The organism is Brevibacillus centrosporus, from assembly GCF_003710815.1.
GTDB classification, from domain to species: domain Bacteria; phylum Bacillota; class Bacilli; order Brevibacillales; family Brevibacillaceae; genus Brevibacillus; species Brevibacillus centrosporus.
This window is the reverse complement of record NZ_RHHP01000001.1, coordinates 584,375-597,018: the sequence shown is the minus strand read 5'-3', so window position 1 is coordinate 597,018 and position 12,644 is coordinate 584,375. Positions and strand designations below refer to the sequence as shown.

Below are 12,644 nucleotides of genomic sequence, written 5' to 3'. Positions count from 1 at the left end.
AACAACTTTGTCATAGTGATAGCGACGATGATCGGGACGAGTATGTGAGCATTGCACTGCCTAGCGAGTCAGGGATAGGTGAGAGCCTGACGAGATGCACCCACAGAAAATCACCCGGGAGTTCAATAGCCGAAATCTTGCCAGGGAAATGACAGGCAGGGGAGTAAGTGCGCGCGTCATTCCCGTTACGAATGATACAAGTGGAACGATTTTTATTACGATCGTTCAATCTGGGTGGTACCACGGGAGCCTTCTCTCGTCCCTTTTTTGGGGATGAGTGAAGGCTTTTTATATTTTTAAGGAGTGAATGTAGCCATGGATTTCAGCAAAACCTTATCGCTGCCAAAAACGGACTTCCCGATGCGAGGCAACTTGCCAAACCGGGAGCCGCAAATGCAGTCTGCCTGGGAAGAGATGGATATTTACAAACTTGTACAGGAACGTACCGCTGGACGTCCTTCTTTTGTTTTGCATGATGGCCCTCCATATGCAAACGGGGATATCCATATTGGACATGCGCTCAATAAAATCCTTAAAGACTTTATCGTTCGCTACAAATCGATGGCGGGCTTTTATGCACCGTATATTCCAGGCTGGGATACACATGGACTCCCAATCGAGCAGGCTATTGTCAATGCACAAGGTCTGGATCGCCGCAGCATTGAAGTAAACGACTTCCGCAAACGCTGTGAAGAGTATGCTTGGTCTTACATCAACAAGCAGCGCGATCAGTTCAAACGTCTGGGAATTCGCGGCGATTGGGAAAATCCTTATGTAACGCTGCTGCCTGAATACGAAGCAAACCAAATCCGCGTGTTTGGGGAAATGGCGAAAAAAGGCTACATTTACAAAGGTCTGCGCTGTGTGTACTGGTCTCCTTCTTCCGAGACCGCTTTGGCAGATGCAGAGATTGAATACAAAGACAAACGCTCTCCTTCCATCTACGTCAGCTTCCAGGTAGTGGATGGCAAAGGTCATCTGGATTCAGATACAGGCGTTGTCATCTGGACGACTACACCTTGGACCATTCCGGCAAACCTGGCGATCACGCTGCACCCTGAGCTGGAGTACAGCGTAGTGAAAGCAGATGGCCGCAAATTCCTGGTGGCGAGCGGGCTGATTGAAAACGCGAGCAAGGAAATCGGGTGGGAGAGTGTGGAAGTGCTCTCCACCCACAAAGGCCAAGACCTCGAAGGTGTCGTGACACAGCATCCGATCTATGACCGTACGTCCCCACTCATCTTGGGCGAGCACGTAACGCTCGATGCGGGTACCGGTTGCGTTCATACCGCTCCAGGACACGGGGAAGACGACTTTAACGTCGGTCAAAAATACAACCTCGGCGTGCTTTGCCCGGTTGACCATGAAGGAAAAATGACCAGCGAAGCTCCGGGCTTTGAAGGTCTCTTCTACGAAGATGCGAACAAAGTGATCACCGAAAAGCTGAAAGAAAACAATGCTCTGCTCAAGCTCAGCTTCTTTACTCACTCTTATCCGCATGACTGGCGCACGAAAAAGCCGGTGATCTACCGTGCGACTGAGCAATGGTTCGCGTCCATCGACGGTTTCCGCGAGCAAATGCTGGAAGCGATCAAGCAAGTGAAGTGGATTCCGCATTGGGGTGAAACCCGCCTGGCTAACATGATCGCTGATCGTGGAGACTGGTGCATCTCCCGTCAACGCGTATGGGGAGTTCCTATCCCGATCTTCTATTGCAAATCCTGCAACGAGCCGATCATCAACGATACGACGATCAATCATATTGCAGACCTGTTCCGCAAAGAAGGCTCTTCCGTTTGGTTTGCTCGTGAAGCCAATGAGCTCGTACCAGAAGGTCTGTCTTGCACAAAATGCGATTGCAAAGACTTCCGCAAAGAAACAGACATCATGGACGTGTGGTTCGACTCCGGTTCCAGCCACGTATCTGTCCTGAAAGAGCGCGGCATTAGCTGGCCTGCTGATCTGTATCTGGAAGGCTCCGACCAATACCGGGGATGGTTCAACTCTTCGCTTTCCACGAGTGTTGCGGTATTTGGCACTGCACCGTATAAAGGCGTGCTGAGCCACGGATTTACCCTGGATGGAGAAGGACGCAAAATGTCCAAGTCCCTGGGGAACACCATCGTTCCACAAGAAGTCATCAACAGTCTGGGTGCCGATATTTTGCGCCTGTGGGTCGCATCTGTAGACTATCAAGCTGACCAACGTATTTCCGATGCGATTTTGAGCCAGATCGCAGAGGTTTACCGTAAAATCCGCAACACCTTCCGCTTCCTGCTCGGAAACCTGGATGGATTTGATCCGGCAAAAGACCGCGTTGCTTATGAGCAGCTGGGTGAACTGGATCGCTATGTTCTGGCAAAAGCAGCGAAAATGGTCAAACGCGTACGCAAAGCCTATGACGAGTACCAGTTCCATACGGTATTCCATTCCGTTCGCAATTTCTGCGTAATCGATCTGTCCGCTTTCTATCTGGACATTTGTAAAGATCGTCTCTACGTAGAAGCGCCGGATAGCCTCAAACGCCGCGCTGCGCAAACAGTGATGTACGATTGCCTGTTGAATCTGGTGAAGCTGGTAGCACCACTGCTGCCGCATACAGCAGATGAGGTATGGGGCTTTGTCCCAGGCGTGGATGAGAAAAGTGTGCAGCTGACAGACATGCCAGAAGCGGATGAAAAGCATTTGAGCTTCTCTGCTGACGACGAAAGCAAATGGGACGCTTTCCTTAACGTCCGAGATGAAGTGCTGAAAGCAATGGAAGAAGCGCGTCGCAACAAAGTGTTTGGGAACTCTGTCGATGCAAAGCTCGCCCTCTACCCACAAACAGAGGAAGTGGCGAAAACCTTGGCGGCGATGGACGATCTGGCAGATCTGTTCATCGTGGCAGATGTGGAACTGCACCCACAAGGAACTGCAGCACCAGCTGAAGCAGCACAGCTGGAAGGCATTGCCGCTGTGGTATCTGCAGCAAGTGGTGTCAAATGCGAGCGCTGCCGCGTCGTGAAGCTTGATGTGGGTGTAAACCCATCCCTGCCAACGATCTGCGGACGCTGCGCGGGCATTGTGGAGGAGCACTACGCACACGTTGGAGAATAAGTGATACGAAAAGCTTCGACCTGTCATTCCTTGTAGGGAATGGCAGGTTTTTTTATTTCGGCAAGGTCTTTAGTCAACTTATGGGGATAGTCGTGAAATCGGTTAATTCCGTGCAAGCCAAGACATACTACCACGTGAGGAAACCAAACCAAAGGTGGTGTCTGGCGTGGACCAAGACAAGCTGACACTTTTTCGAGTTAAGCTGCTGGAGCAGAAAAAAGAGCTGGAAGATCGCGTGCAGGACCATTACGGCATGAGAGAACCGATGACGACTTCTTTGCAGGAGTTTGCCATGTACGATAACCATCCCGCTGATATTGGCAGTGAACTGTTCGAGCGGGAAAAGGATTTGGCGTTGGATAGCCTGGACAGGGAGACACTGAAGGAAATTGATCAGGCGCTGACACGAATGGATGAAGGGACATACGGGACTTGTACCGTTTGTGGAGCGGCTATTTCTGAGGAGCGTCTCGAGGCACTGCCGCAGGCACAGACCTGCAAGGAACACGCACCAGCGCCTACGATCAACGAATCTCGTCCTATAGAAGAGGAGTTTTTGATGCCTCCTTTTGGGCGCACCTCGCTTGACGAAAAGGAAGGGCAAAACGGCTTTGATGGGGAAGATGCGTGGCAAATTGTAGAGGCATGGGGTACTTCGAGCACTCCATTTTCATACGTGGATAACGACAAGACCGATTACAAGGAAATGTACATCGAAAGTGATGAGCCAGATGGTTTTGTAGAAGATGTAGAGGAAATCGGGTACACCGACATCGATGGCTATCACGGTCAGGACAGCGTTCACTTTATGCGGAGCGGCACCTACGAGGAGTATATGCGAAAAGGCGAGGGGAAAGGGAATTACCTGAACTACGACGACTACGAAGATGAGCGGGCAGAGAGGGAAGGCAGAAACGATTTGATGTAGCCAGGAGGACCACAAATGCAAATCGAGCGTGTAGAGACGTACCCGCTGCTCTATAAGCTTCCACAAGCGTATGGCGACGCAAATGGTTACAAACGGTACCGCACATGCTTTCTAATTCGCGTGATTACCAAATCGGGAATAGACGGTTGGGGGGAAATTATCGATTGGCTCCCTACGCTTCAGTCAGGCTTCCGAGAGCGAATCATTCCCTATTTGCTCGGTAAGATGGCAACAGATCGACTCGCGCTGACAGATGTCATCAGCAAATGGCATCAGCGCTCGGCAGCGGGAGTGAGCATGGCTTTGACGGAAATCGTTGCGAAGCGCGCGGGGTTGTCTGTCTGTGATTTGTGGGGCGGCAAATTTCATCAGCAAATACCGGTTTACGCTTCTTTTCAATCCTACTGGGAAGCCAGTGACTGGAGGGAGCGCTCGATTGAAAAGGTCATGCAGGAGGTTGCAGCTGGGCATAAACAGGTGAAAGTAAAAATCGGAGGACGCTCGTTGCAAGAGGATTTTGCCCATATCAGGCGTCTCATGCAAACATTGCCAGAGGATGTTCTTGTCGCCTTGGACGCTAACCAAAGCTACGACACGTCTTATGCACGTAAGTGGGAGAGGGTATTCTCCGAGTTTCCCAATTGGCTGTGGCTAGAGGAGCCGATGCCGCTGGACCGCGCGCAGGAGTATGGAATGCTGCGGGCAGCTATCCAGGTACCCATTGCGGGCGGAGAGAATCTGGTTCAGTGCGCTCAGTTTTTACCGCTGTACCAATCTGGGGCGTTGGATATTGCGCAGCCTGATTTGCTGCACACAGAGGGGATCGAAGCTTACCGGACACACTTGCAGCTGGCAAGGCAGTATGGTTATCGGGTATCCCCTCATTCTTTTGATGGCAGCCTGGCTCGGCTGTATACCTTATTTGCTCAGGCTTGTCTTCCGGCATGGTCAAAAATGGATGCCGATCCCATCGAGCCCGTTGAGTGGGATGCGATGGAGAATCCGTTCACACAGTTGTTTCCGTTAGCTCCGGTGCAAGGCAAGGTCACCATCCCGGAAGGAGTCGGAATTGGAGTTTTGCCGGACTGGGAGCTTATTAACGCGATGCGCTGGGATGGCAGCGTTTATGCGTAGAAGAAGGAGTCTCTTATGGCGCAAAATGCAAAAAACTTGATTGGCTTAACGGGTATCCCTCTGGTCATGGTGTTGGGAAATTCCATGCTTATTCCTGTATTGCCAACCATGAAAGCCAAAATGGATCTCACCTCCTTGCAGACGAGCTTGCTCATTACTGCCTTTTCCATAGCAGCTGGCATTGTCATCCCATTTGCCGGGTATCTTTCAGACCGATTCGGCAGGAAAATCGTGATCATCCTCTCCCTTGTCGTGTATGGTGCGGGAGGGCTTTTGGCAGGACTTGCCGCATTATGGTGGGATGATCCGTACTCGCTCATCATGGTAGGGCGAGTTTTGCAGGGGATCGGTGCGGCGGGTACCGCACCCATAGCCATGGCGCTGGCAGGGGATTTGTTTAATGGTGCGTCGGAGAGCAGGGCTTTGGGGCTCATGGAAACGTCAAACGGCCTTGGCAAGGTACTAAGCCCGATTTTTGGCTCACTGCTTGCCCTGATCTCCTGGTACATGGTGTTTCTGGCCTTTCCGATTATCTGCGGCGTCGTGCTGTTGTTGTTTTTATTCCTGACGAAAGAAAAGAAGCAAGAAAAACAGCCCATACCGGTGAAACAATACCTTCACTCTATCGGGCAGGTTTTTAAGCAGCATGGGAAATGGCTGATTCCCGCCTTCTTTATCGGGAGCATTTGCTTATTCACTCTGTTTGGCGTGCTGTTCTACTTGTCAGACCTGTTGGAGGAAAAATACAAGATTGATGGCGTGATCAAGGGTGGCTTTCTAGCCATTCCACTGCTGGTCATGAGTATCGCTGCATATGTGACGGGCCTGATCATTAAAAAGAAGCTTGGGCTCATGCGGTGGTTTGTCATCGTGGGGATGTTCCTGCTCTCCGCTTCTTACGTTCTTGCCAGCTTTGTAAAAGGGGCATATCCGCTGATCGGTATCCTAGTAATTGGCAGCGCTGGTACGGGGCTCATTTTGCCCTGCTTAAACAGTATGATTGTCGGAGCGGTGCAAAAAGCGGAGCGGGGGATGATCACTTCTTTGTACAGTGGTGTCCGCTTCATCGGGGTTGCGATCGGCCCCCCCATCTTCACGTGGCTTTTGGACATTTCACGGACGGTCATGTTTTGGTCGATTGCGGGACTATCCCTCGTTTTTGGAGTCGTGGCGATCTTCTTGCTAAAGCCCAAACAGGCACAGCAGCAAACACAGGCTGGCGGCGAACAGGATCAGAAAGCTGCCGAGACTAAAGGATGGAGACAGGTATCTGAGCTGCTCGGGATCGAGCCGGCTACACCCGATGAAAAGAGAAAGGAAACAGCAGTGGAAAAGTACGGGTTTGACCCGGATGAGCTTCTAAAACGAATTTTGTCAGGGCAGAAAGAAAAAGAAAAAAATTAACAGGCATCTCCCAATCAGTCTCACCCCGTGAAAGGGAAGGGGCCGATTCGGGCAGTGCCTGTTGTTTTACGTTTCGTCAGAATTGAGCAAATCGATGAGTCAATGCGCGAGCCAGAGCAAGCGGATAGACGTCATCGTAAAGCAGGCGGCTAAATTGCGGATCGCCTTTAACATCGGTAGGGAAGTGTGAAAAAATCACGGTTTCGGCTACATCACTACCGGAGGGGAGGCTGGCGTATTCCAGGACACGGGCTATGTAAATATCTTTTCGCATCGAATGGTCGATCGTGTACTGTCCGATTCGTTCTATTCCATCCAAGACGGCTCCCGTTTCCTCGTACACTTCCCGTACAGCAGCTGCCAGACTGTTCTCCCCGGGCTCTACTTTACCGCCGGGCAATTCGATCCCGCGAGTTCGATGGCGGGTGAACAGAAGCTTCCCTTGCCAAAACGGAAAAATAAGAACATGCCGTGCCTCGTGGTTGCTGTATTCCTCGTGTTCAAAAGTCAACTCGACTGGCAAGCCGAAGTCATCTAGAAAAGCGTGCATGACGAGATCTCCTTTGCTAATCTGTGCTTCATGGCTGTTGGATTTGCAGCGAAATGTGTTTGACGGCTTTCATCGCTTGACCGACAGCAAGAGAAAGGCTAGCGTAGGGTGCGCCATTGCTGACGTCACCTAGCGCGTATATCCACTCAGATGCAGATGTACGCTGAAATTCGTCTGTTTTCAGGTAAGCATCTCCGAAGGTAGCCAGTGGAGAAAATACGCTGCTGTTTCCGTGTACACCAATTCGCGGAAGGATCCAGTCCACGACAATTTCAGCTGGCTGGCTATTGCTAGCAGATCGAAGCCTCAGTGCGATTCGATCCTGCCTGGCCTCGTAGGACTCTATTTCCGTTTCCCAGAAAACGCGAAGGTTTGGCAGCTTCTCCAGCCGAGCAATCCACTCGGAGCGGGCCCGCAAATGATCACTCCGGACGAGAAGATCTACATGCCGGGCAAATCTGCTAATATTGGAGGCACTCTCGAGAGCGCGGTCTCCGCCGCCGATGACAGCAACATCCTGAGCCGACAGCATGTCTGCCTGAGCCGTTGTGGAGAAAGAAGTCGTCAGCACTTTCTTGCAGCCTGAAAGAGCAGGAATCTCATTGGGACTTGCACCCGTTGCGGCAATGAAAAAGTCTACGCGATAGTCCGATTTCGTCGTTTTCACCATGCGAGTTGAAACATCAATGGAAATGATGGCTTCTTCCAGTCGCGGCTGCACGGCATCAATAGCGGGATGTCTCAATAGATCATCCAGCAGAGCTGAACCATTGGCGTAAACGCGGGGAGGAAGGTCCACGATTTCGTTGCGGATTTGCAGCAGTTGTCCGCCGAGATGATCTGCTTTTTCCACCAGAAGACAGGATAATCCTAATCGTTGGCACCAAATAGCCGCGGACAGTCCTCCGATGCCGCCGCCTGCGATCAGCACCTGTACGTGTTCCACTCTTTTGTCCCCCCGATTTTTTCTTGCGTACCAAATATACCTAGTTTTAGACTACCTGTTTCGTATCCAGAGTGCAAGAATGTTCCGAGCTGCAACGTGGGAGCAGGTTCCTTCGTCATACAAAATGCCGGGAGGATGTGGTAAAATGGGACAAGAATTGCCAAAATCTTGGGAAACTTATCCGCGATTGTGCAAAATTCGACGAAAAGGGAGTGACCAACGTGCCCGCAAAAATGGAAAAACCTCAGACTCCTTCCAACCAGGCAAGCAAGAAAAAACGGCGTGGACGGCGAAGCAAAAAAATGTATGTGCTTCTGCTTTGCTGCCTGTTCTTTTGTCTGGTAGCTGCCGGAGCTGGCTATGCTCTCAGTCAGTGGAACAAGACGTTGGAGGTCGTCACGGAGGATCCGTATCAGCTCCCTGATCAGCCAAAAATAGAGCAGCCCTACGAAGAAAAGGAATCGCTTTCCTTTGTGATCGTTGGCCTGGATACTCGGCAAAATATCGGGATGCTCAACACCGACGTACTGGTAGTGGCCGTCGCCAATCCCGTAACCAAAAAACTTACGATGGTTTCCCTGCCACGGGACACTCGTGTAGAAATCCCGGGCTATCCTGGGTATCACAAAATAAACGAAGTCTTTGCTTTGGGAGAAGAAATCAAAAAGCGCGCAGAAAGCAAAGGGCAGACAGTTACGGAAAATGGGATGACCTTGCTAAAGAAAACCTTGGAAAGCATGCTTGGAGTAAACGTAGGCCACTATGTCCAGCTTGACTTTGAGGGCTTTACAGCTGTAATCGACAAGCTAGGCGGTGTTAAGGTCGATGTCGACAAAGACCTGGTTTATGAGCTTCCGCAAGAAGGCGTTTATCGGAGCCTGAAAAAAGGAACACAGGTATTGAATGGAGAGCAGGCGCTTGGTTTTGTACGTCATCGCTTGGATAAGCGGGGTTCTGCCTACAATTCCAGTGACTTTGACCGGAACAGACGACAACAGCAGGTGATCAAGGCTGTTGCAGACAAAGTGGCTTCCGTCGATGGTATTTCGAGCCTGACCGCTGTCTTGGAAACGGTAGGCAAGCATATTCGGACCGATTTGTCCAAGGATCAAATCAATGGATTGGCGATGGATTTTGGCACCATCTCCTCTGAAAGAATGACGTCACTGGATAATGGTGCGGTTTGGATTTCTCCGTACACCCTTTGGCCAAAGGAGAATATGGAGGCGATTCGCACAACCCTCCAGGCAGAGATGGCATCGGAGAAAAAGGGTGATTTGGTAAAATTAAGTGATGCGGCCGTCGCAGAGGTGGCACAGGCCGAAATCAAGAATCAGCCAAAACCGGCATCGAAGCCAGCGGCAACAGTACAGACTGCTTCTCCTGCGACCCCTGCTAAAGAGCCGGACAAAAAGCCAAATTCAACGAAGCCGACAACGCCTGCAAACAGCGATGTCGATCCGACGAATCCGGTTCCAGATGGGACGTCAGATGGACCAGGAAACGGCCAGAAAGGCACAGAAGAGCAGCCGTACTCCCCTGACATGCCACCGCCTGATATTTTAGCTCCGCCTGCCCCCGTTGAAAGCGGAGAAGGAGCGTCTCAAGGCGGGGTGTAGCACCTTCCTTAGGCAATCGTACATATACTGCAGGAGTGACCGATCGCTTCATTGGATTTCCTGACCTGCTGATGGGAAGGAGGGGTGTGCGCGTCATGAAAAACCTGCAGGAGACCATGAAACAATTGCAAAGAACATCTGAAAGTCTGTCCAAACTAAGCATGAACCAGGAGAATCCTTGGCAGGCATTAAGCCAGATGAATCAGCTATTGGACACGAACTTTTGGGAAAACCTCGTAAACCTGACGGGGCAGTCCACTGCTCAGGCGACTACGCAGGTGAGCGAGGCAGTCCCCACCATTTCGAAAACGAGGAAAAAGCAAAAAGAGAAGCAGAGGGAAAAGGAACAGCCGCCTGTGATCATGTATCAGAGCGATCACGATGCTTTTCCGGTTACCGATATTTATCAAACGGAGCAGCTCGTGATTGTCTGCTGCGAATTGCCCGGATTTGCCCGAGACAGCTTGGAGGTCACGCTCACGGAGCAGCGGACATTGGAGATAAAAGGGACGATCAAGCGACATCCGCAAGCACAGTTCTGCATTCAGCAGGAAAGGGTATACGGCACCTTCAACCGTCAAATCGAGCTGCCGGTTTCGGTCAGTGCAAAAGGGATGAAGGCACACTATCAGGATGGCTTATTGGAGCTGTATTTGCCAAGGGATGGCTCACCTCATGACAGAAAAGCGACGTTTCGGGCGAATGTATAATCTGTACCAGGCTGCCAGTTTCCCTTGGCAGCCTTTTTTCTACTATCTGCAGCTATTGTAGGCTCGTACACAATCAGACAAAAACAGTGCTAATGCTAGCCATTAACACTGCTTTAAATATTCCCGACGAGAGGTTGGTCCACCACGCTGGGATCGAGCGTGTTTGTAGAGCTGGCCCCGTTTACAGTGTTGACGAGGTTGCCGGTATTGCCGCCGCCAGAACCGGAAAACGTCTTGGTCGCACTCTTAGGAGATATGTTGAGGGTGTCTCCAAAGTTGACGGTTCCCGAGTTACTGTTGATATTGACTGCACCGATGATGGAAGGCAACGATATCTCCTCCTTTCACGTTCGCCACCCTCTACCTAGCGCTTGTTCCGTACCAAATGCCGTATATTTTTAACGCGCGTTTCCATTTCTACACATTCGCTCGAACCGATGTGAATAACCGCGGATGCGGCGGCGAAGCTGACATTCACTTTATCTACCCGGATCGAAGGATTTTCATGAAAGGTCATAGTCGTAATGGGTTCGCAATCGCTAGGTAAAGGAAATGGCTCACAGAAAGCGACATAGTCCCGAAACAGAAACTCGTTTTCAAAAAAGATGACTTTATCCCGCTGTACGGCAAGGATGTACGATTGGGCATCCACCTTTTGGGAATCGCCGATCTGCAGGACGGAGGACGAGTCGATGGAAATGTTGGTTAAGGAATGGACATGGCTCGTTCTGCTGTTCATGATCCACATTCTCCTTTTTCCTGAAGCCATAGGATAAGAGAGGAGGCGGGCTGTCATCCCCATGCAGTCTTCGGATTTTCGCTTGGCTATTCTTATGGCGTCGGTTCTGGCGTCTCCTCTGGCTGTGTCACGCCTACAATGTAGCTCTCCGGCGGGGTCTCATTGATGGTTTTCAGGACAATAGAGTTGCAGTCACCGATAAACAAAGAGGCTGCAGAGGCAAGGTTGACAATATTTACAGCTCCGACGCGGATTTCGCCATTGATCACTTTATAGATCATGACCGCCGTCAATCCCTCCACGCGGCAAATTTTTAATAAAGGACTCACAAGTACGTTCGATATCGCGCTTGACCTTTTGAATCGTTCGTTGGCAGACAGCGTCGATATGCTCGGGCTCCCAGCCTTCCGCTTCGGACTGCTTCAAATAGTAGCGAATGCGGGGATCAATCTGTTTTTTGATGTCATCCATGATAAAGGCGCGATACGTGTCATCGAGGGGAAAACCGGCTTCTTCCTCGATACGTTCGAGTACCTGGTACGCGTCATGCCCCAGAAAATCGTATATTTCCTGCTGGACGTGATGAAAAGCGGGAGTGTCCGCTGTTCCGGTAGTGGGTCGTTCTTCCGGCGTTTGGCCAGGAATGGACAGTTCCCCCATGCCAGCATCGGCACCTTTTGGATTCAAACCGATATTTAAAGTGCCTTCCAGACGTTCGACCTTTAGCAGATCAAATTTGTATTCATTTCTTATGACGGGAGGAACCTGTCTTTCCTTCAGCTCGTCAATGTCCTGGTTCAGTTTTTCAATCAGCTTTTTCATCGCTTCCATATGCTTGTTTTGTGCTTGCAAATATTCGTGAAGCTGCTGAAAGTACTGCATCATTTCTGGACCCATATACATACCGATCATCCTTACCTATCTTCTGACAAATGTAACGAAACTCACCTGGGCTCCACTAAGGGGATGAGCGGGACAAACATATCGGGACGGGGGCGTTCACGTTCCATTTCTTCCCCCGGCTCCATGGTTGCTTCCGGTGCTCGCTCCGTAAAACCGCCTGAGTTGTATAGTTGTGATAAAGGTTTAATGACACCAGCACTCCCGATTTGAAAGACGGACGAGTTGGTAAGACCATCGATTTTCAGAGTGTGGATCGTAATGTTTTGATGGACAATAAAATTCATGGGCAATCCCGTCCCTTGGGCGCTGGCTCACGCAAATCTTGGACAAATGCAGGCCAATCATCGTTATTCGTATCATTCACATAAACGACACTGCGAGGAATTCTCACGTTCAATGTCGTTCCGGAATTAAAAGAACCTCCACCAGCAAAGGTTTTGGCATAGCTTACAGGAGAAATTTTGCGGACATCCCCGACGTTGAAGACACCACTGATACTGTTGACATTGATGACTCCCACGATTGCAGGCACAAGTACCTCACCCCTCTGGAGAAATCCTTTTTGTATTGTATGTGAATGTCTAGTGGGTGTTCATATCTGTTTTTGCCACC

Annotated in this window: 14 protein-coding genes and 1 other annotated feature; of the genes, 6 read left to right on the top strand and 8 right to left on the bottom strand. The window is 50.6% G+C overall.

Features of this window, described 5'->3' with window-relative positions; genetic code table 11:
• The first annotated feature begins 18 nt into the window (after window positions 1–18).
• Window positions 19–267: a binding site (T-box leader), on the top strand.
• Between the two features lie 48 nt (window positions 268–315).
• The 4 genes from ileS (at window position 316) to EDM55_RS02975 (ending at window position 6,565) form a co-directional block, all read left to right on the top strand.
• Window positions 316–3,099, top strand: a complete 2,784-nt coding sequence (gene ileS, locus EDM55_RS02990) for an isoleucine--tRNA ligase (RefSeq protein ID WP_092267781.1) — start codon at window positions 316–318, stop codon at window positions 3,097–3,099.
• Between the two features lie 154 nt (window positions 3,100–3,253).
• Window positions 3,254–4,027 carry a TraR/DksA C4-type zinc finger protein gene (locus tag EDM55_RS02985; protein WP_122959554.1) on the top strand — a complete coding sequence of 258 codons (774 nt, stop codon included), beginning with the start codon at window positions 3,254–3,256 and terminating at the stop codon, window positions 4,025–4,027.
• Window positions 4,028–4,042: 15 nt separating this feature from the next.
• Entirely contained in the window at window positions 4,043–5,161 is a 1,119-nt protein-coding gene (locus tag EDM55_RS02980; protein ID WP_122959553.1) for a mandelate racemase/muconate lactonizing enzyme family protein, read from the top strand.
• 15 nt (window positions 5,162–5,176) lie between these two features.
• Window positions 5,177–6,565: an MFS transporter gene (locus EDM55_RS02975; protein WP_122959552.1), complete on the top strand. Its 1,389-nt coding sequence runs from the start codon at window positions 5,177–5,179 to the stop codon at window positions 6,563–6,565.
• A 76-nt stretch (window positions 6,566–6,641) separates the two neighbouring features.
• On the opposite strand, the gene EDM55_RS02970 is transcribed toward EDM55_RS02975, so the two are convergent.
• Together EDM55_RS02970 and EDM55_RS02965 are read right to left on the bottom strand one after the other, a co-directional pair.
• Window positions 6,642–7,115, bottom strand: a complete 474-nt coding sequence (locus tag EDM55_RS02970; RefSeq protein WP_092267785.1) for an NUDIX domain-containing protein — start codon at window positions 7,113–7,115, stop codon at window positions 6,642–6,644.
• A gap of 28 nt (window positions 7,116–7,143) precedes the next feature.
• Window positions 7,144–8,061: an NAD(P)/FAD-dependent oxidoreductase gene (locus tag EDM55_RS02965; protein ID WP_092267786.1), complete on the bottom strand. Its 918-nt coding sequence runs from the start codon at window positions 8,059–8,061 to the stop codon at window positions 7,144–7,146.
• A 221-nt stretch (window positions 8,062–8,282) separates the two neighbouring features.
• Between EDM55_RS02965 and EDM55_RS02960 the strand changes: the two genes are divergently transcribed.
• Window positions 8,283–9,680: an LCP family protein gene (locus EDM55_RS02960; RefSeq protein WP_174769273.1), complete on the top strand. Its 1,398-nt coding sequence runs from the start codon at window positions 8,283–8,285 to the stop codon at window positions 9,678–9,680.
• A gap of 95 nt (window positions 9,681–9,775) precedes the next feature.
• The gene (locus EDM55_RS02955; RefSeq protein ID WP_092267787.1) at window positions 9,776–10,390 is read left to right on the top strand and encodes an Hsp20/alpha crystallin family protein; all 615 of its coding nucleotides are present in this window, start codon (window positions 9,776–9,778) and stop codon (window positions 10,388–10,390) included.
• A gap of 113 nt (window positions 10,391–10,503) precedes the next feature.
• On the opposite strand, the gene EDM55_RS02950 is transcribed toward EDM55_RS02955, so the two are convergent.
• The 6 genes from EDM55_RS02950 to EDM55_RS02925 all read right to left on the bottom strand — a co-directional run bounded on the left by EDM55_RS02950 (window position 10,504) and on the right by EDM55_RS02925 (window position 12,564).
• Window positions 10,504–10,719, bottom strand: coding sequence for a spore germination protein (locus EDM55_RS02950; RefSeq protein ID WP_092267788.1), 216 nt, complete (start codon window positions 10,717–10,719; stop codon window positions 10,504–10,506).
• A 35-nt stretch (window positions 10,720–10,754) separates the two neighbouring features.
• The gene (locus EDM55_RS02945; RefSeq protein ID WP_122921798.1) at window positions 10,755–11,129 is read right to left on the bottom strand and encodes a spore germination protein GerPE; all 375 of its coding nucleotides are present in this window, start codon (window positions 11,127–11,129) and stop codon (window positions 10,755–10,757) included.
• A gap of 92 nt (window positions 11,130–11,221) precedes the next feature.
• Entirely contained in the window at window positions 11,222–11,410 is a 189-nt protein-coding gene (locus EDM55_RS02940; RefSeq protein ID WP_092267790.1) for a spore germination protein GerPD, read from the bottom strand.
• The gene (gene gerPC, locus EDM55_RS02935; RefSeq protein ID WP_246070871.1) at window positions 11,400–12,041 is read right to left on the bottom strand and encodes a spore germination protein GerPC; all 642 of its coding nucleotides are present in this window, start codon (window positions 12,039–12,041) and stop codon (window positions 11,400–11,402) included. The genes EDM55_RS02940 and gerPC overlap by 11 nt, the downstream gene beginning before the upstream one ends.
• Before the next feature lie 32 nt (window positions 12,042–12,073).
• Window positions 12,074–12,316, bottom strand: coding sequence for a spore germination protein GerPB (locus EDM55_RS02930; RefSeq protein WP_092267791.1), 243 nt, complete (start codon window positions 12,314–12,316; stop codon window positions 12,074–12,076).
• Entirely contained in the window at window positions 12,313–12,564 is a 252-nt protein-coding gene (locus tag EDM55_RS02925) for a spore germination protein (protein ID WP_092267792.1), read from the bottom strand. Before EDM55_RS02925 ends, EDM55_RS02930 begins: the two co-directional genes overlap by 4 nt.
• Window positions 12,565–12,644 lie beyond the last annotated feature (80 nt).

What these genes read in the sequence shown, in the direction of transcription:
- EDM55_RS02940 (WP_092267790.1), bottom strand. Translation starts at nt 11,410, where the DNA reads ATGATCTATAAAGTGATCAATGGCGAAATCCGCGTCGGAGCTGTAAAT.
- ileS (WP_092267781.1), top strand. Translation starts at nt 316, where the DNA reads ATGGATTTCAGCAAAACCTTATCGCTGCCAAAAACGGACTTCCCGATG.
- EDM55_RS02945 (WP_122921798.1), bottom strand. Translation starts at nt 11,129, where the DNA reads ATGAACAGCAGAACGAGCCATGTCCATTCCTTAACCAACATTTCCATC.
- EDM55_RS02975 (WP_122959552.1), top strand. Translation starts at nt 5,177, where the DNA reads ATGGCGCAAAATGCAAAAAACTTGATTGGCTTAACGGGTATCCCTCTG.
- EDM55_RS02980 (WP_122959553.1), top strand. Translation starts at nt 4,043, where the DNA reads ATGCAAATCGAGCGTGTAGAGACGTACCCGCTGCTCTATAAGCTTCCA.
- gerPC (WP_246070871.1), bottom strand. Translation starts at nt 12,041, where the DNA reads ATGATCGGTATGTATATGGGTCCAGAAATGATGCAGTACTTTCAGCAG.
- EDM55_RS02970 (WP_092267785.1), bottom strand. Translation starts at nt 7,115, where the DNA reads ATGCACGCTTTTCTAGATGACTTCGGCTTGCCAGTCGAGTTGACTTTT.
- EDM55_RS02955 (WP_092267787.1), top strand. Translation starts at nt 9,776, where the DNA reads ATGAAAAACCTGCAGGAGACCATGAAACAATTGCAAAGAACATCTGAA.
- EDM55_RS02930 (WP_092267791.1), bottom strand. Translation starts at nt 12,316, where the DNA reads ATGAATTTTATTGTCCATCAAAACATTACGATCCACACTCTGAAAATC.